The sequence below is a fragment of the Longispora urticae genome, assembly GCF_053902585.1.
The window spans coordinates 266,175-288,512 of record NZ_JAQZSH010000042.1; the positions used below are offsets into that span (position 1 = coordinate 266,175).

29 protein-coding genes are annotated in these 22,338 nt (G+C 72.0%); 20 read left to right on the top strand and 9 right to left on the bottom strand.

Annotated elements, in window-relative coordinates:
- Positions 1–27: 27 nt before the first annotated feature.
- The 5 genes from PT931_RS30880 (at position 28) to PT931_RS30900 (ending at position 4,659) form a co-directional block, all read left to right on the top strand.
- Positions 28–933 (top strand): LysR family transcriptional regulator, encoded by a 906-nt coding sequence (locus PT931_RS30880; protein WP_456249240.1) that lies wholly within the window; start codon positions 28–30, stop codon positions 931–933.
- Between the two features lie 115 nt (positions 934–1,048).
- Entirely contained in the window at positions 1,049–2,056 is a 1,008-nt protein-coding gene (locus PT931_RS30885) for a YeiH family protein (protein ID WP_456249241.1), read from the top strand.
- Between the two features lie 71 nt (positions 2,057–2,127).
- A complete protein-coding gene (locus tag PT931_RS30890) occupies positions 2,128–2,643 on the top strand; it encodes a hypothetical protein (protein WP_456249242.1) in 516 nt (171 codons plus the stop codon).
- A gap of 97 nt (positions 2,644–2,740) precedes the next feature.
- Positions 2,741–4,489 carry a hypothetical protein gene (locus tag PT931_RS30895; protein WP_456249243.1) on the top strand — a complete coding sequence of 583 codons (1,749 nt, stop codon included), beginning with the start codon at positions 2,741–2,743 and terminating at the stop codon, positions 4,487–4,489.
- Positions 4,486–4,659, top strand: coding sequence for a hypothetical protein (locus PT931_RS30900; protein WP_363727679.1), 174 nt, complete (start codon positions 4,486–4,488; stop codon positions 4,657–4,659). The genes PT931_RS30895 and PT931_RS30900 overlap by 4 nt, the downstream gene beginning before the upstream one ends.
- An 81-nt stretch (positions 4,660–4,740) precedes the next feature.
- Here the strand turns inward: PT931_RS30900 and PT931_RS30905 are convergent, their stop codons facing one another.
- Positions 4,741–5,376, bottom strand: a complete 636-nt coding sequence (locus PT931_RS30905) for a PadR family transcriptional regulator (protein WP_456249244.1) — start codon at positions 5,374–5,376, stop codon at positions 4,741–4,743.
- Between the two features lie 96 nt (positions 5,377–5,472).
- Between PT931_RS30905 and PT931_RS30910 the strand changes: the two genes are divergently transcribed.
- Both PT931_RS30910 and PT931_RS30915 read left to right on the top strand, forming a co-directional pair.
- Positions 5,473–6,075 (top strand): NUDIX domain-containing protein, encoded by a 603-nt coding sequence (locus PT931_RS30910; protein WP_456249245.1) that lies wholly within the window; start codon positions 5,473–5,475, stop codon positions 6,073–6,075.
- A gap of 97 nt (positions 6,076–6,172) precedes the next feature.
- Complete coding sequence (locus PT931_RS30915; RefSeq protein WP_456249246.1) at positions 6,173–6,664, top strand: hypothetical protein; 492 nt, start codon at positions 6,173–6,175, stop codon at positions 6,662–6,664.
- 109 nt (positions 6,665–6,773) lie between these two features.
- Here the strand turns inward: PT931_RS30915 and PT931_RS30920 are convergent, their stop codons facing one another.
- A complete protein-coding gene (locus PT931_RS30920) occupies positions 6,774–8,306 on the bottom strand; it encodes an aldehyde dehydrogenase family protein (protein ID WP_456249247.1) in 1,533 nt (510 codons plus the stop codon).
- 160 nt (positions 8,307–8,466) lie between these two features.
- Between PT931_RS30920 and PT931_RS30925 the strand changes: the two genes are divergently transcribed.
- From PT931_RS30925 to PT931_RS30935, 3 genes are all read left to right on the top strand, one after another.
- Complete coding sequence (locus tag PT931_RS30925) at positions 8,467–8,967, top strand: DinB family protein (RefSeq protein ID WP_456249248.1); 501 nt, start codon at positions 8,467–8,469, stop codon at positions 8,965–8,967.
- Positions 8,968–9,023: 56 nt separating this feature from the next.
- Positions 9,024–9,350, top strand: a complete 327-nt coding sequence (locus PT931_RS30930; protein WP_456249249.1) for a nuclear transport factor 2 family protein — start codon at positions 9,024–9,026, stop codon at positions 9,348–9,350.
- A gap of 119 nt (positions 9,351–9,469) precedes the next feature.
- Positions 9,470–10,135 carry a hypothetical protein gene (locus PT931_RS30935; protein WP_456249250.1) on the top strand — a complete coding sequence of 222 codons (666 nt, stop codon included), beginning with the start codon at positions 9,470–9,472 and terminating at the stop codon, positions 10,133–10,135.
- A gap of 30 nt (positions 10,136–10,165) precedes the next feature.
- Here the strand turns inward: PT931_RS30935 and PT931_RS30940 are convergent, their stop codons facing one another.
- The gene (locus PT931_RS30940) at positions 10,166–10,819 is read right to left on the bottom strand and encodes an endonuclease V (protein ID WP_456249251.1); all 654 of its coding nucleotides are present in this window, start codon (positions 10,817–10,819) and stop codon (positions 10,166–10,168) included.
- Positions 10,820–10,931: 112 nt separating this feature from the next.
- On the opposite strand from PT931_RS30940, the gene PT931_RS30945 reads away from it, so the two are divergent.
- Positions 10,932–11,438 (top strand): N-acetyltransferase family protein, encoded by a 507-nt coding sequence (locus PT931_RS30945; protein ID WP_456249252.1) that lies wholly within the window; start codon positions 10,932–10,934, stop codon positions 11,436–11,438.
- A gap of 59 nt (positions 11,439–11,497) precedes the next feature.
- Here the strand turns inward: PT931_RS30945 and PT931_RS30950 are convergent, their stop codons facing one another.
- The 3 genes from PT931_RS30950 to PT931_RS30960 are packed head-to-tail and all read right to left on the bottom strand — an operon-like array spanning position 11,498 to position 13,211.
- Positions 11,498–12,145 carry a YdcF family protein gene (locus PT931_RS30950; RefSeq protein ID WP_456249253.1) on the bottom strand — a complete coding sequence of 216 codons (648 nt, stop codon included), beginning with the start codon at positions 12,143–12,145 and terminating at the stop codon, positions 11,498–11,500.
- A 27-nt stretch (positions 12,146–12,172) separates the two neighbouring features.
- Positions 12,173–12,367 (bottom strand): DUF397 domain-containing protein, encoded by a 195-nt coding sequence (locus PT931_RS30955; protein WP_456249254.1) that lies wholly within the window; start codon positions 12,365–12,367, stop codon positions 12,173–12,175.
- Positions 12,327–13,211: a helix-turn-helix domain-containing protein gene (locus PT931_RS30960; protein WP_456249255.1), complete on the bottom strand. Its 885-nt coding sequence runs from the start codon at positions 13,209–13,211 to the stop codon at positions 12,327–12,329. The genes PT931_RS30955 and PT931_RS30960 overlap by 41 nt, the downstream gene beginning before the upstream one ends.
- Positions 13,212–13,503: 292 nt before the next feature.
- Between PT931_RS30960 and PT931_RS30965 the strand changes: the two genes are divergently transcribed.
- Together PT931_RS30965 and PT931_RS30970 are read left to right on the top strand one after the other, a co-directional pair.
- Positions 13,504–13,785, top strand: coding sequence for a hypothetical protein (locus tag PT931_RS30965; protein WP_456249256.1), 282 nt, complete (start codon positions 13,504–13,506; stop codon positions 13,783–13,785).
- Positions 13,779–13,970, top strand: a complete 192-nt coding sequence (locus PT931_RS30970) for a hypothetical protein (protein ID WP_456249257.1) — start codon at positions 13,779–13,781, stop codon at positions 13,968–13,970. The genes PT931_RS30965 and PT931_RS30970 overlap by 7 nt, the downstream gene beginning before the upstream one ends.
- Before the next feature lie 74 nt (positions 13,971–14,044).
- Here PT931_RS30970 and PT931_RS30975 read toward each other — a convergent pair whose 3' ends face one another.
- Positions 14,045–14,956, bottom strand: coding sequence for an alpha/beta hydrolase family protein (locus PT931_RS30975; RefSeq protein ID WP_456249258.1), 912 nt, complete (start codon positions 14,954–14,956; stop codon positions 14,045–14,047).
- A 102-nt stretch (positions 14,957–15,058) separates the two neighbouring features.
- On the opposite strand from PT931_RS30975, the gene PT931_RS30980 reads away from it, so the two are divergent.
- Positions 15,059–15,634, top strand: a complete 576-nt coding sequence (locus tag PT931_RS30980) for a TetR/AcrR family transcriptional regulator (protein ID WP_456249259.1) — start codon at positions 15,059–15,061, stop codon at positions 15,632–15,634.
- A gap of 192 nt (positions 15,635–15,826) precedes the next feature.
- On the opposite strand, the gene PT931_RS30985 is transcribed toward PT931_RS30980, so the two are convergent.
- Positions 15,827–16,573, bottom strand: coding sequence for a phosphotransferase family protein (locus PT931_RS30985; RefSeq protein WP_456249338.1), 747 nt, complete (start codon positions 16,571–16,573; stop codon positions 15,827–15,829).
- Between the two features lie 175 nt (positions 16,574–16,748).
- Entirely contained in the window at positions 16,749–17,609 is an 861-nt protein-coding gene (locus PT931_RS30990) for a DUF4352 domain-containing protein (RefSeq protein WP_456249260.1), read from the bottom strand.
- A 223-nt stretch (positions 17,610–17,832) separates the two neighbouring features.
- Here PT931_RS30990 and PT931_RS30995 point away from each other — a divergent pair, with 223 nt between their 5' ends.
- The 6 genes from PT931_RS30995 (at position 17,833) to PT931_RS31020 (ending at position 22,331) form a co-directional block, all read left to right on the top strand.
- Positions 17,833–18,579 (top strand): CPBP family intramembrane glutamic endopeptidase, encoded by a 747-nt coding sequence (locus tag PT931_RS30995; RefSeq protein WP_456249261.1) that lies wholly within the window; start codon positions 17,833–17,835, stop codon positions 18,577–18,579.
- Between the two features lie 16 nt (positions 18,580–18,595).
- Positions 18,596–18,784 carry a hypothetical protein gene (locus PT931_RS31000; protein ID WP_456249262.1) on the top strand — a complete coding sequence of 63 codons (189 nt, stop codon included), beginning with the start codon at positions 18,596–18,598 and terminating at the stop codon, positions 18,782–18,784.
- Positions 18,785–18,833: 49 nt separating this feature from the next.
- The gene (locus PT931_RS31005; protein WP_456249263.1) at positions 18,834–19,448 is read left to right on the top strand and encodes a hypothetical protein; all 615 of its coding nucleotides are present in this window, start codon (positions 18,834–18,836) and stop codon (positions 19,446–19,448) included.
- A 245-nt stretch (positions 19,449–19,693) separates the two neighbouring features.
- Positions 19,694–20,437 carry an ANTAR domain-containing protein gene (locus PT931_RS31010; protein WP_456249264.1) on the top strand — a complete coding sequence of 248 codons (744 nt, stop codon included), beginning with the start codon at positions 19,694–19,696 and terminating at the stop codon, positions 20,435–20,437.
- A gap of 169 nt (positions 20,438–20,606) precedes the next feature.
- Entirely contained in the window at positions 20,607–21,206 is a 600-nt protein-coding gene (locus PT931_RS31015; RefSeq protein ID WP_456249265.1) for an ANTAR domain-containing protein, read from the top strand.
- 237 nt (positions 21,207–21,443) lie between these two features.
- Positions 21,444–22,331 (top strand): sigma-70 family RNA polymerase sigma factor, encoded by an 888-nt coding sequence (locus tag PT931_RS31020; protein WP_456249266.1) that lies wholly within the window; start codon positions 21,444–21,446, stop codon positions 22,329–22,331.
- Positions 22,332–22,338: the final 7 nt, after the last annotated feature.

Sequence of the window (22,338 nt, forward strand, 5' to 3'; positions counted from 1 at the left end):
CCCCAAAGCTGTGGTTATGGTGGTGCGGTGATAGACACCCGTCAACTCGAGATGTTCGCCGCCGTCGTACGGGCCGGTTCGTTCTCGGCCGCCGCCCGCGAGCTGACCTGCAGCCAGCCGGCGATCAGCCAGCAGATGCGCGCCCTGGAACGCCACGTCGGCGGCCCGCTGTTCCTCCGGGTCGGCCGGGGCCTGCGGCTCACCGAGGCGGGCCGGATCCTCGCGGAGCGCGGCGCCGCGGTCCTCGACGAGCTGGCGGTCACCCACCAGCAGGTCCGGGCGGTGGCGGCGCTGGACTTCGGCACGGTGCGGATCTGCGCCTTCCCCAGCGCCAACACGTCGATCGTGCCGGGCGCCGCCGCCGCGCTGTCCACGGAACGCCCCCGGCTCCGGCTCGAACTGATCGAACGCGAGCCCCCCGACTCGTTCGCGCTGCTCCGGCACGCCGAGTGCGAGCTGGTGATCGGGTTCTCCTACGGCGACGAGGACGAGGAGGAGGCGACGGCCGGCATGCTCCGGGTGCCGCTGCTGGAGGACCGGCTGGCGCTGCTGCTGCCGGTCGGGCACCCCTTCGCCGACCGGGACCGGGTGGACCTGGCCGAGATGGCGGGGGAGCGGTGGATCGGCGGGTGTCCGCGCTGCTCCGGGGCGTTCGTCCGGGCGTGCGAACGGGCCGGGTTCACCCCCGACGTCGTGTGCGCCACCGACGACAACCTGGCGATCCAGAGCCTGGTGTCGGCGGGGCTGGGCGTGGCGCTGGTCCCGATGCTGGTGCTGTCGTTCCTGCGGCACCCGAGCGTGGTGGCCGTGCCGGTGGAGTCGACGATCCGGCGGCGCACGGCCGTGTACACCTGGCCGGACCTGATCCGGGTGCCGGTCGTCCGGGCCACGATCGACGCCCTGGTCACGGTGGCCCGCCGGACCCCGGCCTAGACCCCTCATCCGGGTACCGGGACCGGCCGGCCCCCGGGGACCCATAACCGAGGCTTATCGGCCCCCAGGAAAGCACCGTCTACTCACGACAGCCGCCCGCTGCCATCGTGGCGACATGGCCACCGACAGCATCGAGACCCCCGTCCGGACTTCCGTGTCCGTGTGGCCCGGGCTCGCCGTCGTCGGGGCCGGCGTCGCCCTCGCGGTGCTCGCCAACCGGCTGCTGCCCGCCGTCAGCGCGCTCACCGTCGCGGTGCTGCTCGGCGCGGTCGCCGCCAACGCCGGGCTGCTGCGGCCGTCGTTCACGCCCGGGATCAAGCTCGCCAGCCGGCGGCTGCTGCGGATCGGGGTCGCGCTCCTCGGGCTCAAGCTCGTGTTCGGCGAGGTGCTCGCCCTCGGCCCCGGCGTGCTGGCCCTGGTCGTCGTGGCCGTCGGCGTCACGTTCGTCGCCACCCGCTGGCTGGGCCGGGTCCTCGGCGTCGGCGAGGGGCTGTCGCTGCTGGTCGCGACCGGGTTCTCCATCTGCGGGGCGTCGGCGGTGGTCGCGATGAACGGCGTCCGCGAACAGGACGAGGAGGACGTCGCCAAGGCGCTCGGCCTCGTCACCCTGTGCGGCAGCATCGCGATGTTCGCGCTGCCGGCCCTGTACCCCCCGACCGGACTGTCGCCGGCCGGGTACGGCATCTGGGCCGGCGGCAGCGTGCACGAGGTCGCACAGGTCGTCGCGGCGGCCGCACCGGTGAGCGGCGCGCTCGCCGTGGCGGTCGCCGTGAAACTCACCCGGGTCGTGCTGCTCGCCCCGATGCTCGCCGTGGTCAGCGTCGCCGAACGCCGCCGGCACGCGGCCGCCCCGGTCGGGGAACGGCCCCCGCTCGTACCGCTGTTCGTGCTCGGCTTCCTGCTGATGGCCGTCCTGCGCAGCGCGCACCTGGTGCCCGCCCCCGTGCTGGAGGTGGCCACGTTCGTCGACGGGCTGCTGCTGGCCGCCGGGATGTTCGCGCTGGGCACGGCCGTCCGGCTGCGGTCGCTGTTCCGGTCCGGGCTGCCCGTGCTGGTACTCGGCCTGCTGTCCTCCGCCCTGATCGCGGCCCTCGTGCTGGTCGGGGCGCTGCTGCTCACCTGAGCCACACCTCTCCAGGGGCCCGGCCGTCCGCCGACCGGGCCGTCTTCTCCGACCCCGAAGGAGTCCTTGCCATGTCGACCCGACTGCTCTCCCCGGTCGCGGCCCGCCTCGTCGGGGACCTGCGCACCGCCGTCGCCGCCGGACCCGCCCGCGTCACCCGGACCCTCGCCCGCTACCTGGGCGAGGACGACCTGCTCGCCGCGGACCAGCGGATCCCGGACCCGACCGCCTACCGCCAGCACGTCCTGCACGTCGAGGACGACGGCAGCTTCTCCCTGGTCGCGCTCGTCTGGCTGCCCGGCCAGGCCACCTGCGTGCACGACCACGTGTCCTGGTGCGTCGTCGGCACGTACGTCGGCGAGGAGGAGGAGACCGCGTACCGGCTCGCGGGCGACCACCTCGTCCCGGTGCGCACGACCCGTACCCCGCAGGGCGTCGCGTCGTTCCTCGTCCCGCCCGGGGACATCCACTCGGTGCGCAACAACTCCGACGCCCTCGCGATCTCACTCCACGTGTACGGCGCGGACATCGGCGTGCTCGGCAGCAGCGTCCGCCGGCGCTACGACCTGCCGATCCACCAGGTCTGATGCGTGGCAAATAGCCGGGATTGGCAAATGGCGCAAAGGCCGTCACCTCGGTGTGTCACACCCCGTTGACCCGGGTGCGTGACGCGAGGAGGACAAAATGGCCGTGCGGTGGGAGACCGTGTTCGTCGAGAACTACGGTCGGTTGGTGCGGGCCGCCTATGTGGTCGATGCCGGGCAGGACAGCCGGCAGCGCCGCTGGGCGCGGGCCCACCGGCTCGTCCGGCGGGCCCTGCCGCTGCGGTCCGGCCGGCAGATCGCCGCGGACCCCGACGCCGGGTACCGGACGCTGCTCACCCGGGTGCTGACCCGGTCGCTGGGCCGGCGGTTCCCGTGGCCCGGCCCGTTCGGGCGCGGTGCCGGGGTGGCTCCGGCCGGCGGGCCCGAGCACGCGGCGGTCGACCAGGCCCTCGCGGCCGTGGAGCCCCAGGCCCGGGTGGCGTACCTGCTGCTGCTCGCCGAGGGCATGGACCGCAAGAGCGCCACGGGGGTGCTCCAGGCGGTCGGCGTGCCCGACTCGTACGCGGCGGTCAACAAGGCGCTGAAGGTCCGCGACGCGCTGGACGCCGACTACGGGATCGACGCGGAACGGCAGTCCGAACTCCTCGACGAGCCGGCCATGAACCCGGCCGCCACGGAGGTCCGGGCCCCCGCGCCCGCGATGCTGCGCACCGCCCGGGTCGGCCGGGGCGCGCTCGGCGGGGCGGCCGGGATCGTCGCCCTCGTCGGGGTCGCGACCCTGGCCACCGGCGCGTGGAGCGGCCCGGAACCGCAGAAGGTCGAGCCGGTCCGCCCGGTCACGGACACCGAGTGGCGCAACAACCCCAACCCGGTGCTGGCCGCCTGGCCCTCCCGCGGCTCCGAACGCGCGAACACGGCCCTGACCAGCAGGGCCGTGAGCGCGTGGCGCACCGGGAAGAAGCTCGTCGTCGGCCGGGGCGCGGACGGCAGCCCGCCCGTCGGGGTGCCGCAGCTGCTGTTCGCCGGCAAGGTGGACGGCAAGGACGTCGTCCTGCTGGCGGACAAGTCGCGGATCGCCCGGTACTCCGAGAAGGGTCTGGAACTGTCGCCCATGCCCGTCCTCGGCACCGCCGGGGCGAGCGCGCTGCACCTGGTCGGCACCCGCTACCTGCTCGCCCCGTGGATCCAGAAGGCCCAGGTGGCGACGCTCGGCGGCGGGTGGCAGGACCTGGCGGCCGCCGACGGGATCACCGATCCGGTCCGCCCGGTGCCCGGGTCCTGCTACACGGGGCCGCTGCTGCGGCTGACCACCCAGGACGTCGCCGCCCCCGGCCCGTTGACGCTGGCCGACCTCGGTCAGATCAGCCTCGCGCACATCACGGTCGGCGACCCGAAGGCCGCGCGCTACCTGGACACCCAGGGCTCGTGGGAACGGCTCGGCTGCCAGGTCACCGAGTGGCAGGGTTCGGCCGTGGTCGCGGTGCACGCGTGGGAGTTCGCGACGGGCCCGCTGCCCGCCAAGGCCGGTACCGGCAGCTGGGTGTGCCTGCGCGCCGACCTGGTCGGCGGCGCCAACATGGTCCGCGCGGTGCTGCTCGGCCCGGGCGGCACGGCCACGACCGTGGCGCAGGGCACCCGGCTGTGCAGCGCGCGCGGCGGACCGGTCGCGGCGACCGCGTGGTGGAAGGCCCCGTCCGGCTCGTGGTACCTGCTGGCGGCCGGGTCGCCCGGCGTCGACCGGATCGAGGCGGCGGCCGGCGTCCTCAAGGGCTCGTCGAAGACCTACCTGACCCTCGGCCCCGTGCCGAACCAGACCCCGACCATGACCGTGAAGGCGCGCGACGCGGCCGGCGCGGACGTCCCAGTGCTCGGTGTGATCGGAGGATGACCATGACGTCGATGCGGTGGGCGGTGGCCCCGGAGGACATTCCGAAGCCCCGGCGCGCGGTGGAACTGTGGGCCGTCATCTCGCGGAAACTCCCGGCGGGCCGGCGCAACGACCAGCCGGCGCGCTACACCCGGACCCGGACCCGCAACGGGGCGCGGCACCGCTACTAGCCGGGACCCCGCCGCCGGTCGCCGGGAACGGCGGCGGGCGGCGGGGCCGGCGTCGGGGTGTCGTGCGCGGGGGACACCCCGCTACTCCGACAGGATGCCGTAGAGCTTGCGGCGGGTCTCGTGGAGGATCTCCAGGGCCCGCTGCTTCTGCTCCTCGGTGCCGACCTGCCCGATCTGGCCGAGGGCCTGCATGATGGCCATCGTGGCGGCCCGCCCCTCGTGCGCGGCGCTGCCGGCCTCCTCGGTGTACTGGGTCCACGGCGTGGCGTCGAGCTTGCCCGCCGCCTCGCGACCCGCGTCGGTGAGGGTGAACCGCTTGCGGCCCTCGGACTCCTCGCCCGCGATCAGGCCCTCGTCCTCCAGGAGCTGGAGGGTCGGGTAGACCGAACCGGGGCTGGGCCGCCAGACGCCGCCGGTGCGCTGGTCGAGCTCGGAGATCATCTCGTAGCCGTGCATGGGGCGCTCGGTGAGCAGCCCGATGATGGCGGCCCGGACGTCGCCGCGCCGCGCGCCGCGCCCCCGGCCGTGCGGTCCGCGCATGCCGCCGCCGCGCCCGCCGCCCAGGCCGCCGCGCCCGCCGAACGGGCCGAAGGCGTAGAGCCGGTCGGTGCCGGGGTGCTCGCCGCGCCGGCCGTGGTCGTGGCCCCGGCCCTCGCCGCGGCCGTGGTGGTGTTCGGGGCCGTGCTCTCGGCCGGCCCGCTCGAAGTGTCGTCGCATGGTGTTACCTCTTCGTTCGTCCGCGACAGCCCTGGTGGCTATCGCGATAGTGAAACGATATATCGGAACCGCTCGCGACGCAACGTTATCGACGTCATGGATTTGCTTCACACGCATAGGGTTCGACGTCGTACCGTTCATAGGGGTACGAGCAGGCGTCGGGAGGTCGATGTGCGGCAGATCGTGCGAAGGGCGGCCAGGGCTGTCCTGTACGACGATGAGGGGAAGTTGCTGCTCATTCGACGGACAAAGTCCAACAGGCCGGTATATTTCACAACGCCGGGCGGCGGGATCGAGCCGGGGGACTCCTCGCCGGTCGACGCGCTGCGCCGGGAACTGCGGGAGGAGCTCGGAGCCACCGCGGACCGGTACCAGCAGGTGCTGGTCAACACGTTCCCGTACGGCGAGGGCGTGGTCGTGCAGTACTTCTTCGTCTGCCGGCTCGTCGCCCTGGACATGTCCGCCCGGCACGGCCCGGAGTTCGACGACCCGTCCCGGGGCCGGTACGACCTGGCGCGGGTAATGCCGCCGGCCGGGCTCACCGGGCTGCGGTTACGTCCCGAGGGCCTGACGGACTTCCTCACCACGAACCACGAGGCGCTGCTGCTCGCGGTGGACCTCGCCCCGGCGGACCTGGTGCTCGTGGAGGAGCCACCACGTCCCGACGAGCCAGCCGGGGAGCGCGAGGTCCAGCGCTAGGCGTGCGGCTCCGGGCGGCGGGTGCGGGCCGTCCGGAGCCGGCAGCACCCTCCGCACGGGGCGGAAACGGCGGGCGACCTGTGGCAGACTCTCGCCGGTGACCGAACCAGCACAGCCACCGCAGCCCGTCCCCGCCCCGGTGAAGGCGTCGGGAAAGACGCGCCGGATCATCGTCGCCGGTGCCGGTGGCCTTCTCCTCGTCCTCCTCCTCGGCGTCGTCCTGGTGTTCGCCCTGCGTGACAAGGGCGCGGCCGACAGCGCCGAGGGCTGGGCGGATGTGACGGCGACCCGCAAGGAGGCCGCTCTCGGAGTCTTCACGATCAAGGGAAACCCCGAGTGGGAACCGATCGTCCAGCACATCGCGAAGGCTGAGTACGACAAGACGACCCAGCGGTACCGGGTGTACCTGGACCTGTCGGCCGCGGAAGCGCGCCGCCAGTTTCCCGACTCCGTGTTCGATCCCGGAACCAAGATCTGCATAGCTGTCCAACTCGCGGATGACTCGTCCGGGGGCATCACGGTGTTCGGCAGCGACGGCACGAAGATGGCGCAGGCCATCGGCGCAGGCGGCAACTGCGAGAAGGTCTGATCCTCGCCGCCGGGGTCGCCGGGGACGCACGCGAGCGCGGGGGAGTGCGGGGCGCGACCCCGGGCGTGCGGCCCCGGGCACCCGTCGCGGACGCCCGGAGCCGGCAGGATCAGGTCGCCGGGTACCGCGAGTAGTCGGCGAAGTTGCCGTACAGGCGCTCGGCGGGCGCGCCGACCGTCACCGCGTGCACCAGCAGCTCCCCGCCGACGAACGCCCCCTTCCAGGACGCCCCGCGCCCGCCGAACGGCTCGGCCCGGTCGCCCCGGGACCGCGGCTTGTTGATGCCCACCTTGAACGCCTGCACGTCCACGGCCAGCTTCTCGGCGAGCTCCAGGTCGTCACACGCGAGGCTGGCCACGAGCGAGCCGTTGGACGCGTTCATGGCCGCGAGCAGCTCGTCCTTCGTGTCCACCACGATGATCGTGTCCACCGGCCCGAACGGTTCGGCGTGCGCCAGCCGGGACCGGCCGGGCGGGGCGAGCAGGGCCACGGGCGCCACGTAGGCGGAGGTGTCCTGGCCGGGGAGGAAGTGGTCGCCGAGCGCGCCCCGGTACAGCGGAACGGCCCCGCCCTTGAGGGCCTCGTCCACCTTCCGGCGCAGCTCCTCGGCCTTCGCCGCGCTGATCAGCGGCCCGAAGTCCAGCTCCGGAAGCACCCCGTCGGCGCTGGCCAGCGGGTGCCCGAGTTTGATCGAGGACACCACGGGCAGGTACATGGCGAGGAACTCGTCGACCAGGTCGCGCTGGACGACATAGCGCGGGTACGCCGTGCACCGCTGCTTGCCGTACTCGAAACCCTTCTTCAGGTGCCCGGCGAGCAGGTCCCACTGGGAGAAGTCCCAGATGCCCCACGCGTTGAGGCCCTCCTGCTCGATGAAGTGCGGCTTGTCGGAGTCGAGGAGGGCGGCGGCGACCTTGCCACCGTTCGAGCGGCCGCCCACGAACGCGACGGCGCCGATCTCGGGCGCGCGGACCAGTACCTCCGAGAGCTCCTCGCCCCCGCCCGACAGCAGCGTGACGGGCAGCCCGGCGCGGCGCATCAACGCGTGCGCGACGGTGAGACAGACGGCCCCGCCCTGGGTGGGGGTCTTCGCGATCACGGCGTTGCCGGCGAGCAGCTGCACCAGCTCGGCGTGCACGAGCACGCTCATCGGGTAGTTCCAGGAGGCGATGTTGGAGACGGGGCCGGGCAGCGGATCGCGGCCCTCCACCATGGGCCCGATCTCGTCCAGGTACCACCGGACGCCGTCGAGGGCCCGGTCCACGTCCGCGCAGGCCAGCCGCCACGGCTTGCCGATCTCCCAGCACAGCAGCAGCGCGAGCAGGTCCCGCTCACCCTGCAACGCCTCCACGGCGGCGGCGACCCGCGCGTGCCGCTCGGCGAGGGGGGTGGCGGCCCAGTCGCGGTGCTCGGCGGCGGAGAACGCGACCGCCCGCCCCGCCGCGTCGCCGTCGAGCCGCGGCAGCCAGCCGATCAGCGTGCCGTCCACGGGGGTGTGCAGGGCGGCGGGCCGGCCGACGTCGGACCAGCGGCCCTCGACCAGGTTCAGCAGCCGGTCGTCGGCGAACGCCTCGGGGGTCGCGGCGAGTGCGCGCGCGTGCACCTCTGCCCAGGCCGTGCCGGATACAACGGACAACGTCATGACGGCTCCTTCGCGGGACGGGAAGAAGCGGCGGCTGCGTTGGCGTCGCTGTGGTGGGCTTCACCATGCCGTGCGCACGGGCCGTGCGCAATAGCGTGTGACATGCGTCAAACCCAAATCAAGATCATGATTTCGTACGGCGGACTGTTACCATCCGGCCATGATCAACGAGCCTCGCTGGCCGGCCGACACCCACCGCGAGCCCGGCGCGCTCCCGGTCCTGGCCGCGTTCCTGACCGCCGCGCGCGAAGCCGTGATCGCCAAGGCCACCGGAGTCACCGAGGACCAGGGCCGCACTCCCGGCGTCGACTCCGGCACCAGCCTCTACGGCCTGATCCGGCACCTCACGGCGGCGGAGACCTACTGGTTCGAGGTCATCCTCCTCGGCGTGGACCACCCGGTCGACCTCGGCATGGACGTCCCGGCCACCGCCACCGGCCCCGACCTGATCGCCGGATACCGGGCGGCGGCGGCCCGCAGCGACGCGAACATCGCGGCCTCGGGCGACCCGCTCGCGCTGAGCACCGGCACGCGGCAGCCGCCGAGGACCCTCCAGTGGATCGTGGCGCACATGATCCAGGAGACGGCCCGGCACGCCGGCCACGCGGACATCCTCCGTGAGCAGATCGACGACACCACCGGCCACAAGCTCCGCCGCTGAGCGCCCGGTGGGCCCGGCGCTGGACGATCCGGGAAACCACCCTGCATGATCGGGCGATGACCGACCCGCAGACCGTCGTCGAACGCCAACTCGCCGCCTACAACAGCCACGACCTCGAAGCCTTCGCCGCGACGTACGCCCCGGACGTCCGGGTGAACCGCCGCGACGGCAGCCACTTCGTCGGGCGCGACGCCCTGCGCGAGCGCTACGCCGACCAGTTCGCGCTGGGCCGGTGCCGGGCGGAGATCATCGGACGCCTCACCGAGGGCGACTGGGTGGTCGACCACGAGGTGGCCCACGGCATCAGGGACGAGCCGCTGCGGGTACTGGTCGCCTACCGGGTCCGCGAGGGCCTGATCGACCGCGTCGACTTCCTGACCTGACCATCGGGGCGCGCGGGTCCGTACCCGTCGAAGCCCTATCGCCGCCAGGCACGACCAACCGGCGACGGAGACTCCACTCTGGACCACCGCCACGGCGGAGCGTGCCTATGATCTTCGGCATGTCGAAGTCCGCCACCCCTGAACACGTGTCCTACGACGAAGCCGACGCCCGCCTGGGAGGCGCGCTGACCAGCGCGTTCGACGGCCGGTACGCCACCGTGCTGCTCTTCGACGGCGACCTCACCGTGGACGGGAACTTCCCGGACGCGTTCCGCGACCTCCTCGTGGAGCGCGCCGTCGAGGTGGTCGTGGTCACGGGGAACCTGACGGTCACCGGACGGATCGGGTTCCACGACAGCCTGCCCGGCCTCTACGTCGGCGGTCGCACCGAGGCGGAGACCCTGGAGGCCGGCGACGCGGAGGTGCACATCCACGACGGCACCTTCACGTACCTCGTGCACGGCTACCACAACGACGGCACCCTGCGGACCGGGACCGTCGAGACGCCCTGGGTGATCGAGCACGAGCACGTGATGGAGGTGCACGCCCCCGGCGCCCTCCGGGTGGACGAGTACGGCACCGCCGCGCACGCCGACTTCTCAGGGTTCGGGGTCGCCGCCGCGTTCGTGCCCGAGGTCGTCGACGAGCACGTCGAACTGCGGATCGACGAGTTCCTGAACCGCCTGCGCGCCGGCCTGCCGGTGCTGCTGCCGGGTGCCCGGGAGGCGGCCGAGGCGGCGCGCCGGCACGCGTCCGGTCGGGCCGACGGCGTCGAACACCGCTGACCGCGTCCCCTACCGGGAGCCGGGTGACGCCTAGCTCGCGCGCAGCGCCAACCGCGACAGCTGGTCGGCCGCCCGGGTCGTCTCCGGCAGCCGGTACTTCGGCGTCAACGCCAGCGTCAGCTCCGTAGCGGTATCCAGGTCGTACAAGTGCCCCACGGACACGAACACCGGCTTGACCCCCGCGCGGGTCCGCAGCACCCGGCCGATCACCTCGCCGTCGTCCACGAGCGGCGACCAGTCACCCCGGTTGTCGCCGGGCTCGTCATAGGTACCCACGAAAAGGGTCTTCGCGACCCCGATCGTCGGCAGCCCGGTCTCCAGCCCGACATGGCACGCGAGCCCGAACCGCTCCGGGTGCGCCAGCCCCTGCCCGTCACAGACCAGCACGTCGGGCACGATGCTGAGCTTCCCGAGCGCTTCGAGCAGCGTCGGCAGCTCCCGAAAGGCGAACAACCCCGGCACGTAGGGGAACGTGGCGACCCCGGCGGCGGTCGCCTGCCGCACCGGGAGCAGCGAGGTGCTGTCGAGCACGACCACGGCGGCGGCCACCCGGTCGGACCCCTCCGCGTAGGCGACGTCGAGGCCGGCGACCGTGCGCGGGCTCGTCGGGCCCGGGGAGACCTCGACGCGATGCCGCAGCTCCTTCTGGAGCGCGACGGCTTCTTCCAAGGTCCACTGAGCCATCGCCCGATCCTAGGCCCCCGCACGATGTGGTCACAGGACCCGCCGCCCGTCCGGTTCGTCCGCCCCTGGTGTAGACGATCACCCGGCGCGTTCCGCGGCTAGGCTCGGGCCCATGGACAACGACGGAGCGGACATGTTCGTTGGCGCGGCGGCCGGGGTGGTGGTGCGCGCGGCCACCGAGGCCGACCTCGACGGCCTGGTCGCCTCCACCGCAGGTCTGTTCGCCGAGGACGCGGCCACCCGCGACCGGCTGCGCGACGCCAACTGGCCACAGGCCCACGCCAGGGCCTACGAGGAGGGGAACCTCGCCGACCCGGAGGTCCTCGTCCTGGTGGCGGACCACAAGGGCACAATCGTGGGACACCTGACGGGTACCTTCCACGCGGCCTCCCCGATGTGGACCGCCCCCAAGGCGCACCTGGTCAGCCTGCACGTCGCGGCACCCTGGCGCGGCCGCGACATCGGCACCCGGCTCGTCGGCGAGTTCCGCTCCTGGGCCGCCGACAAGGGCGCCGTCCAGCTCCGGGTGTCCGCCTACGCCGCGAACACCGCCGCGATCCGCTTCTACCAACGCCACGGCTTCGCCCCGCTGGAGACCACCCTCGCCATCGACCTGTAGCCGACGTGGGCTCGTTTGGATGTTCCGACCAGTGGACGAGGTCGCCTCCGGTCACCCGGTCACATCAACCGCGACGTGTAGCCGGCATCGATCAGCCGTCGGAAGGCCTCCAGAACGTCATCCGAGATGTCCTGGGCGATCGCGTAGCCATGCGCGGGGTATTCGACGACCCGTTGCGTGTCGCCGACGAGGTTGGACAGGACCAGATCCTCGTCGCCGATGCTGTCGATGTAGTCGGGCCAGGCCAGGGCCGCCGACGAGCAGAGCACCGTTTCGACCTCCGGCCAGACCTTGCGGCAGGTGGCGAATGCCCGGCGCTGCATGGAAGGCATGGACACGATCAACACCGAATCGACGGGTACGGAGTCACCAGCGAGCACCTGTCGGGACAGGCTGATGTTCTGGCCGGTGTTCGCCGCCCTGGGCTCCAGCAGGATCGCCTGCTCGGGCACGCCAAACTGCATGGCGATGTCCCGAAACCGTGCGGCCTCGCCGTCGGGAAACTCTTCCGGCCTTGTCCGGTTGGGCCCACCGGTGACGACCATGCGGGCGAAGTAGCCCTGGTGAAATAGTTCTGCGGCGTGGCGAGGGACCCCAAGGTCGTGGCCGCCCAGGACGATCCCGACCGAGCAGCGCCGAAGTTCATGACCAAGCTGGTGGTACTCGTACAGGGTCTGGCCGTCGCGGTAGTCCTGGCCGCTGATCACGTGGGCGGGTTCCTCGGGTCAGCCGTGCTAGAACTCGTCAGCCTTGATGGCCGCTGTGAAGGCCTTCCAATCCGATACGGCGAACGTGAGGGCCGGGCCGGTCTGGTCCTTGCTGTCGCGCACCCCGGCGACCTGGGGGAGCAGCGCGATCTCGATGCACTGGTTGGCGCCGTTGCTGCGGCTACTCTTCCGCCACGTCGCTCCGTGCAGGTCCGTGGTCATGCCCTGTTCCACCCGCCGCTTTGATGAACTTGGCCGACGCCTCGGGGGAGAGGGCGGCCCGGTTGATGTCATCGTACGTCGCGAGGATCGGATTGACCTTGGGGGATTCCACGAACTGGAAGCCTCCGAGGTTCTCGAAATAGCCGAACGGAGCGAACGGCTCGCCCAGGTGCATCACCATGAAATCGCCACTGAGGGCGCGGTAGATTCCCGAATCCAGCGGCAGGACGCGCACGGAGATGTGTGGCCGATCTGCCATCAGAAGCAGGTGGCGAAGCTGCGCGTCCAAAGTGCTCTGACCGCCGACCGGCCGGCTGAGGATCGACTCGTCCAGGATCACGTTCAACTCGGGATGATGCTTCTGATTGAGAAGTTCTTGTCGCGCTAGACGAAGCTGGATGGCACGTTCTGCCTGGTCGGAGTCGAATGCCGGGTCTTCCCGGATGAGTGCTTCCATGTAGTCCCGCGTTTGCAGGAGGCCCGGCACAATCCCCAACGCGAACATCTGGATGCTCGTCGCCCGAGACTCCAGCCACACGACGTCAAGGAACCGCAGCGACACAACGTCCGTGTAGTCGTCCCACCAGCCGCGCTTCCACGCGTCCTTCGCGAGTTGGATCAGGCCCGCCCGGTGCGCCGCGTCGTGCACGCCGTACAGGCTGAGCAACGCGTCGACGTCGGGCCAGTTGATCGGGACGTGCGCGTTCTCGTAGCGGCTGACCGTGCCGCCGCTCTTGTTGATGTGTTCGCCCACGGTGTCCAACGTGAACCCGGCCGCTTCCCGGAGTTCGCGCAGTTGCTTGCCGAGCATGAGACTCCGGAGCGTGCCGGTTTCGTTAGCCACCCGCTCATCCTATGCGAAATGTCTCCTTCGGCAAGTCCACACTTCATGGATATCAACATCTCATGCAATCTTGCATGAGCGCATCATCGGGCGTAACGTCCCTGTCGCACTGGTCACCGCGTGGGGACTCAGGGTCACTGCCGTGGGGCCGGTGCGCCAGCAGGGGCGCTCCTGGTTCGCCGAATTCCCGCCCTCTCCCCAGCGCGGCGGACGTCGAGTAGGTGAGCCGGGGGCGCCCCACCCACCACGGCCGGTGGCCCTCCCCGAGGCCCCGCCACCAGGGAGGTCACCTATGGACCCGGCACGGATCGGCCACGCGCCCGCCGCCGCGATCAGCACCGACGAGGACGCCCGAGCGATCGTCGCGACCCACACGGAGGACGACGACGGGTACTGCGCACCCTGCCGCGCCTCCGGCATCCGCGTACACGTCCCGTGCTTCGCCCTGATCGAAGCCGCCCGCCACCTCGCCGCCCTGCGCACCCGGCCCGGCGCCTCCCCGGCCGCCCCCGTCGGCGGTCCGGACCTCGACACCCTGTCCGGTGGTGCCGCGAACGGAGTACCCCCGTGCTGAAGGTGTTGATCTGCACCGCCCCGGAATGCCGGGACGAACGGCTGTCGCTGGCGCGGTTCACCCGCTGGGAGCTGCAACGGTTCACGCCGCTGGCCCGGGCGCGCGTCAAACCCGTCCCGTGCGCCAGCTTCCCGGGCTTCTTCCACACGATGCGCCGCGTCGGCACGACCGACACCGAGGGCTGACGCGTTCCCGCAGGCCCCGTCGCGGCCTGGCCCGTTCCGTGGCCCACGCGGCACCGACGGTGTTCCTGGTCGGGTCACTTGCTGGTGATGGTCCACGCGCCGTCGCCCGCCGCGGCGGCTTTGTCGAGGTCGGCCCACGCGGTGCCGTCGAGGGTGAAGGTGTCCAGGAGGTGCGCGGAGATCGCGTCGGCGACGAGGGCGACGCGGGCGGGGTCCTCGTCGGTGGTTTCGGCGGCCTTCTCCCCGGCGACGCCGCCCATGGTGTGCTCGCCGTCGGCGATGGTGAGCAGGCTCTTCGGGGACGGGCTGAGGTGGTAGGCGTCGGTGAACCAGTCCGGCCCCCGGGTGGAGAGCTGCGACTGGTCCTTGCCGCCCGCGATGACCAGGGCCGGGGTGGTCATGGTGGAGTAGTCCGGCCTCATGAACGCGAGGTGCTCGGTGGCGAACGGGGTGAGGGTGTCGCCGGTTCCGGTCGCGGCGATCAGCGCGCCGGCCGAGACCGCGGGGTGGGAGAAGTCCTCGCCGGGAACGCCGTCGGCGTCGAGCACGCGCGCGCCGAGGACCGCGCCGGCGGTCTGGGCGCCCCAGGAGTGGCCGACGACCGCGACGCGCTCGCGGTCGACGCGGGTCCCCAGGTCGCCGGCCTGGAGGAGGATGTCGCCGAGGCCGTCGAGGACCGCGTGGAGGTCGGCGATCCGGACCCGCCAGATGGTGGCGAAGCGCGGGTCGTCCCAGCCGATGCCGTTGCGGCGGGAGTCCAGGTGGGTGGGCTGCACCACGACGAATCCGGCGGCGGCCCACCGGTCGACGAGCGGCCCGTATCCGTCCAGGGACCACGCGTTGCCGTGGGAGAACACGATGACGGGCAGGTTGTGGCCCGAGAGCGGGGCGGTGACCTTCACCCGCAGGTCGAGGCTCCGGCCGGGCGCGGCGACCGTGATGGGCTTGACTGCGAAGATCCGCTGGTCGAGGTGGCTGGAAGACATGGGGGACCTGCCCTTTCTCCGGGGGATCGCTCTGCCATACTTTGACGGAACGTCGTTCCGCCAATTTAGCGGAACATTGTTCCGCGAGCAAATGGAGGAGTCGTGCCGGAACCCGTCGGAGTACGCCAGGCGCAGGCACAACGCACCCGGAGCGGGGTACTGGCCGCCGCGGCGGCGGTCTTCGTGGACCAGGGCGTCGGGGCCCCCATCCGCGACATCGCCGAACGCGCCGGAGTCGGCGTCGGCACGATCTACCGGAACTTCCCGACCCGGGCGGACCTCGTCACCGCCGTCTACCGGCACCAGATCGACACCTGCACCGCGCTCGCGCCCCGGCTCCTGGCGGAGTCGGCCTCGCCGTTCACCGCCCTGACCCGCTGGGCGGACGCGTTCGTGGAGTTCCTGGTGACCAAGCACGGCCTCGGCGCCGCCCTCGGGTCCGGTGATCCGGGGCTGGAGAATCTCCACGCCCTCATGCTCGACACCCTGGTCCCCGCGTGCGCGACACTGCTCGACGCCTGCGCCGCCGCCGACGAACTCCGCCCCGGCATCACCGCCTACACGCTCCTGCGCGCCATCGGGAACCTCAGCATCGTCGGCCCCGACTACGACCGGGCCGACGCCAGGCGCATGGTCGCCATCCTCCTGGCCGGATGCCGCCGCGAGGCCCGGCCGTAGCACCGCCCACCGCTCGTCCGGGGGCTCTCCCCACCCCGCAGACGCTGGCACGACACGGGCTGGCGTCGGACGCGGACATCCGAGGTGTCCAGGACCCGGAGGAGCTCGACGTTCCCGAGCTGGGCGTGATGGTCCGACCCGGGGCCCGACACGCGTCGTCACGGGCTCATGCCGGTCCGGGTTTCCGCGGGGCTACATCCGGGCTCTGAGGACGTCGAACTCGCAGCCCGGGGAGTCCGGGTCGAAGCCGTGCTCGATCAGCCAGCGGGCCGCCCGCAGGCTCCGCAGCGACCACCAGCCGCGGATCACGTCGAGGTCCACGTCGGTGCCGTAGCCGGCGAGGAGGTCGCCCAGGTGCTCCTCGTGGCCGAGCGTCAACGTGGCGAGGTCGTAGAGGGCGTCGCCCTGTCTCGCCTCGGACCAGTCGATCACGCCGGTGACCTCGGCGCCGTCCACGAAGACGTGCGCGATCTGCAGGTCGCCGTGGATGAACACCGGGGCCCACGGGCGGAGCGCCGCCTGGGCGACCTGGCGGTTGCGGGTGACCAGATCGGCCGGGAGGACGCCGTTCGCGATGAGCCACGCGCATTCGCCGTCGAGGTGCGCGGCGATGTCGTCGATGCCCTGGTCGGTCCACGGCGGCAGGGGCGCGTCGTGCAGCCTCCGGATGGCCGCACCCGCCGCGGCCCACGCCGCCGGTGACGCGGTGGACGGCTCGCCGAGGCGGCCGAGTGCCGAGCCGGGGACGGCGGCGAGTGCGAGGACGGGCGGGTTGCGCCACAGCACCCGGGGGGTCGGGATCGGCGCCAGGGCCATGGCCTCGACCTCGATGGCGGTACGCGTGTGGTCGGCGTCGACCTTCAGGAACACGTCGCCGACGCGCAGGGTCGTGCGCTCCTTGTGGGCTACGACGACCTCGACCTGATCCACGTCGGCCATTATCGCGGGGAGGGCCGCCGACGTCGCCGGGTTTTGCCGCGCGGCCCCGAGGCGGGTACGCCGCACGGTGGCCATGTGGGTGCGACCGCCTCGGTCACCGGCGGCCACGTGCGGGCTGCCGGCGACGGGCGCGGTCGCCGCCGCTGGAGCCGATCCGCCACGTACCCGGAGAAGGTCAGTTGATCGTGACCTTCGCGCCGACGGTCCCCGGGGACGCGTGCAGCTCCAGGTGCGTGAGGGTGGCCGTCTTCGGGATGTCGAACACCAGCACCCCGCTCGACCCGACGCCCGGGTTGTACTCCGTGATCCCGAAGTTGTCGTGCTCGAAGTTGACGAGCAGGGCCGCGCCGTAGTCGAGGCCGTACATGGTCCCGTCCGGGCCGAAGGCGCGCTGGCTGGACGACATGTACCACGTCTGCCGCTGGCCGATGTTCTTCACACTCATGTCGACCAGGCAGAACTGGCCCTTGGCCTGCTGGTCGAGCACCCCGGAGCGGACCTCCGGCACCCCGCACTCCACCTTCGTCACGGTGAACTCGAAGACCCCGTCCCGGACCGGCGTGTTCAGCCCGACCGTGGCCGGCGACGGACTGGCCGTCGGGGTCGGCCACGAGAACGGTGTGCGGGTGTCGGCCGCGCCGGGCGGGCCCGGACGCCGGTCGGAGGCGTCGTCGCGGGACCGGAGCACCAGGAACCCGGCGACGCAGCACGCGCCGATCAGCAGGAGCGCGCCGAAGGTCGCGCCGAGGACGATGAACAGCGTGCGGTTGCTGTTCGGAGCCGGGGGCCGCGGGTAGGCCGGGATGGGGCCGGCGGGCATCGGGTGCGGGCCGGTCGGGTGGGCGCCGCCCGGGATCTGGAAGCCGCCGGTCGCCGGCTGCCCGCCGGTCGCCGGGGGAGCGCTGACCGCCGGGGACGCGTCCGAGGGGCTGTCCGGGGCCGGGGACCCGCTCGGGGCCGACCACGGATCCGGGGACGTGGGCTGGTGGCCCTCCGACGGGGTCGGCTCGGGACCGGGCTCGCTGGGCGCTGACATGACGGTCCTTCGGGTGCTGGGGCGTGGCTCAGGGACGATACCCCTGGTCAGGGCGGGGTTGCGGTCCACGCGTGCCGGATTGTGATCCGCCCGACCCTCGGCGCCGGGGCGGAGGCGTGACCCCGGTACCCGTCGGATCTTCCTTGCGCGGAGAAAACGGACACCGGCGGGCCGGGCGCGTGGAAGCATGGCCCTCATGAGTGGACTCGGGGAGGATCGCGCGGTGGCTGAGGGCACGTCCGGGGGCGACCGGTGGCGGTGGGAGGACCCGGGTACCGACTTCCCGTTCTACAACGGCCGGCCCGTCGCGCTCACCGCCCGCCAATGGTGGCTGGTCGTCATCGCCGTGGCCGTGGCGTTCGCGGTGCTGATCGCGCCGGTCAAGGCCCTGAACGGCACGTACACCCAGCTGATTCCGGCTCTGGTGTTCGTCGCCCTCCCGCTGGCCGTGTTCGCCTGGGCCGCGCCGGGGCACTGGACCGCGCTGTTCCGCCGGGTCCGGCTGCGCGACGTCGGCTGGATGGTCGGGTTCTGGCTGCTGAACCTGGTGGTCACGTTCGTGGTCGGCGGCATCGTCGCGGTCGTGTTCGGGACCAAGGCCAACCCCGCCATCGAGGGCATCGACGACCTCGACACCGCGGGGAAGGTGATGTTCTTCCTCAAGACCCTGCCGCAGCTCCTCGGCGAGGAGGTCCTCACCATCCTGCCGTTCCTCGCCCTGCTCACCTGGCTGCACACCCGCAGGAACCTGGGCCGCAAGCGGGCGGTACTCCTGTCCTGGCTGCTCACCGCGCTCATGTTCGGCGCGGTGCACCTGCCCACCTACGACTGGCAGGTCGCCCAGGCGCTGATCGGGATCGGGGCGGCCCGGGTGGTGCTGACGGCTGCGTACATCAAGACGAAGAACCTGTGGGTGTCGACCGGCGCGCACGTCCTCAACGACTGGTCGCTGTTCCTCCTGGCCCTCTGACCCCGCGAGGCTGACGATGAAGCCGATCGAATACACCCCCGACGGCGGGTACGTGTTCGCCGCCGACGAGGACGACATGAACCTGCTGCTCGCCGGCCTGGGGCTACTGGAGGACGACACGGTCGCGTACTCCCCGGCGACCAATGCCCGGGCGACGGTGCTCCGCGGTGCGCTGCTGCGGTTCTTCGAGGCCGAGGCGGCCTGAGCCGGTCGGCGGCCGGGCCGGTGCCCGAACGGGCTGGCACAATCGGACCGTGACCAACTCCTGGCGGAACACCACGCACGACTGGGCCGGCACCGTCGACACCGGGCACCTGGACGGGATCCGCCGCGACCCGTCGCGGTTCGCCCCGGACGTCGCCCACCTCATCCTCGAGGTGCTCGCCTACGCCGCCGACGAGGCCGAGCACACCGGCTCGGGACGGTGCCTGGTCACCCTGCACGCCGACGGCTCGGTGTCCGTGGCGGACAACGGCCGGGGGACCGACACCCGGTACGACGACCAGGGCCGGCCCGTCCGCAAGCCCGTCATGGCGACCAAGGACCTCCGGTTCTTCGACCAGCCCGACGCCCCACTGCTCCCCGACGGCCACCCCCGGCGGGGCATGTCGGTCGTCGCGGCCCTCAGCGCGTGGCTGGTGCACACCAACCACCGCCTCGGTAGGGCGTGGTCCCAGCGCTACGAACACGGCCTCCCCATCACGGACCTAATCCCGATCCAGAGCGACAACTCGACGGGTACGACCGTGCGCTTCCTCCCCGACCCGGTACCCGGCACACCGGAGCCGCCCGCGAACGACCTGATCCGGCTGGCCCGCGCCACCTGGCCGCACCTCTCCGTTGCGTTGACGGTGGAGCCTGTCGTTTGAGGCGATGTGCGGGGAAGGCGAACCCGCGTTTGGCCGGGTTCGCGGGGTGGGTATGGGTGTGGCATGACGTTCGACATCTAGACTGGTGAATGACGGTTGCCCCTGATCCCCGGTGACGTGCTGAGCACCAAGATCGGGAGGACCTGTGCGCGCTGTGCATTCGACCAACGAACGTTGCCGTGGCGGTACCCGTGTCGCCAGGGGTTTCCGGTGTCGCCCCGGGGCCGGGCCGGGGTGGTGCAGTCGTGCCGACCACTGACCGGGTGTTGCGGGCGTGGATGCGGATCAGTGGTCATTCCGATGGTGCGCCGATCACGATGGCCCACGTGTGCTCGGCCGCGGTGGCGGCTGCCGGGGTGGACGGGGCGGCGGTGACGGTGATGGTCGACGCGACCGTCCGCGACGCCGTGCACTCCACAGACCGGATCGCCGCGGAGTTGGAGGAGTGGCAGCTGTCCTACGGCCAGGGGCCCTGCGTCGACGCGTTCACGGTCGGCGGGCCGGTACTCGTCGTGGATCTGGACACCCCGGTGTGTGCCGCCCGGTGGCCGGCTTTCACGCCCGCCGCGTTGGGCAGTGGCGCGCGGGCGGTTTTCGTCCTCCCCATCCATATCGGCGCGATCGAACTCGGTGTCCTGGCCCTGTACCGCAGGTCACCCGGGGACCTGAGCGCGCACGAGCTGGCCGACGCGTTGGCGTTCGCCCAGGCCGCTGGCACCCTGCTTCTCGACGCGGCCGACGACACCCGGCCGGAGACCGCCGACCTGGCCTGGCAGGAGGACGACGACACCGCCCACCACGCGCAGGTGCACCAGGCCACCGGCATGATCCTCGTGCAGCTGGGCAGTAGCGCCCAGACCGCCTTCGCCCGCCTTCGCGCCTATGCCTACGCCGCCGACCGGCGTCTCGGTGACGTGGCCCGTGACGTCGTCGAACGGCGGCTGCGCTTCGAACCCGATCCGCCGCCGGGCGGCGAGAATGGGAAGTGACCCCGTGCACGGTCAACGCCCCAACCCATCGAGCGTCCCAGCCGAACTACCCGCGACAGAGGTGAACGATCATGAGTGACCGACTGGTGGCCGAGGCGTTCGTCGAACTCGCCGACACCCTCGTGGACGACTTCGACGTGGTCGACTTCCTGCACCAGGTCACCGTCCGGTGCGCCGAGGTTCTCGACGTCGCCGCCGCCGGGGTGCTGCTGACCGACCAGCGCGGCGTGCTGCGGGTGGTGGCCACCTCCACCGAACAGACCCAACTGCACGAGCTCCTCCAGCAGGCGTACGAGGGGCGTGCACGGAGTGCTTCCGCACCGGCGCGCCGGTCGCGGCGCCCGACCTGGACGCCGTCGCATGGCAGTGGCCGCGCTTCGCCACCGACGCCCGCGCGATCGGGTTCGAATCCGTGCACGCCCTCCCGATGCGGCTGCGCGACGACGTCATCGGAGCCCTCGCTCTGTTCGACACCGCCCCCGGCGCCCTCGACGCCGACACGCTCCGGCTCGGGCAGGCACTCGCCGACGTGGCCACCATCGGCATCCTGCAGGCCCGCGCGATCAGCCACCGCGAGTCCCTCGCCGACCAGCTCCAGACCGCACTGAACAACCGGATCATCATCGAACAGGCGAAGGGGGTACTGGCCGAGCGGCGCCACCTGGACATGGATGCCGCGTTCACGCTCCTGCGCACCACCGCCCGGTCCAGCAGCCGCCGACTGTCCGAACTCGCCCGCGCCGTCGTCGACGGATCCGAGACACTCTGAACCCGTACGCGCCCGGCCGATCGGGGCTGGCGCATCGGGGCGCTTGCGCCTTAGCGGTATTGGCGTAGGGTTGGTCTCGGATCAGATTTCGGTGCACACGCGCCCGTCAGCGTTCGCGCCGGCTCACCTCACCGCCCAGACCCCGCGGTCACGACCAGCACACCGGCGATCTCACCTGAGGTTCCGGCCCTGCCGGCACACACACCGCGGCGTGTCCCCCCAAGGGCGATGATTCCCATGACCGTTCTCCCCGCACCACCACCGACGCCGGTCACGCCGGAGACCCTGTCGCCCGCCAGGCCCTGGCTCACCCTCGTACCCGCCCCGCGAGCCGCGTCCCGCCCACTGGCCTCCGGACGGCGCGAGGCGGCACCGGTGAACACCGAGGAACTTCTGCGCGACCTGCGTGCGCTGCCGACCGGCCACCCCGACCGGGCCGGGCTGCGTTCCCGCGCGATCGAGCACAACCTGCCGCTGGCCCGCCGGCTCGCGCTGCGCTATGTCCTGCGCGGCGAACCGCTCGACGACCTGATCCAGGTCGCATGCCTGGCCCTGATCAAAGCCGTCGACGGTTACGATCCCACCCGCCAGATCCCCTTCGTCGGGTACGCCACCCCCACCATCCTCGGCACCCTCAAACGCCACTTCCGCGACACCACCTGGGGCATGCGCGTCCCCCGCGCCGCCCAGGAACTGGCCCGCGCCGTCGCCGTGGCCACAGGGGAACTCGGACAACAACTGGGCCACTGGCCCACCCCCGCCGAACTCGCCGCCCACCTGCACGTGACCGTCGAGAGCCTGCGCTTCGCCCTCGGTGCGTCCCAGGCCTACCACCCGGCCTCGCTGGAGGTACTGCGAGCCGACGGCGAGGCCGTCGACCTGGGCGGTTTCCTCGGCGCCGCCGACCCCGGCTACGAGGCCGTCGACGAGGACCTGTCGCACCAGCCGCTCCTCGCCCGACTGGCCTGCCTGCCGCTCCGGGAACGCCGCATCCTCACCCTGCGCTACTACGACCAGCTGACCCAGAGCCAGATCGCCGCCGAAGTCGGCCTTTCGCAGATGCACGTCTCCCGACTCCTGAAACTCTCCCTGGCCCAGCTGCGAACGGGTCTCACGCGTCCGTGAACCCGGG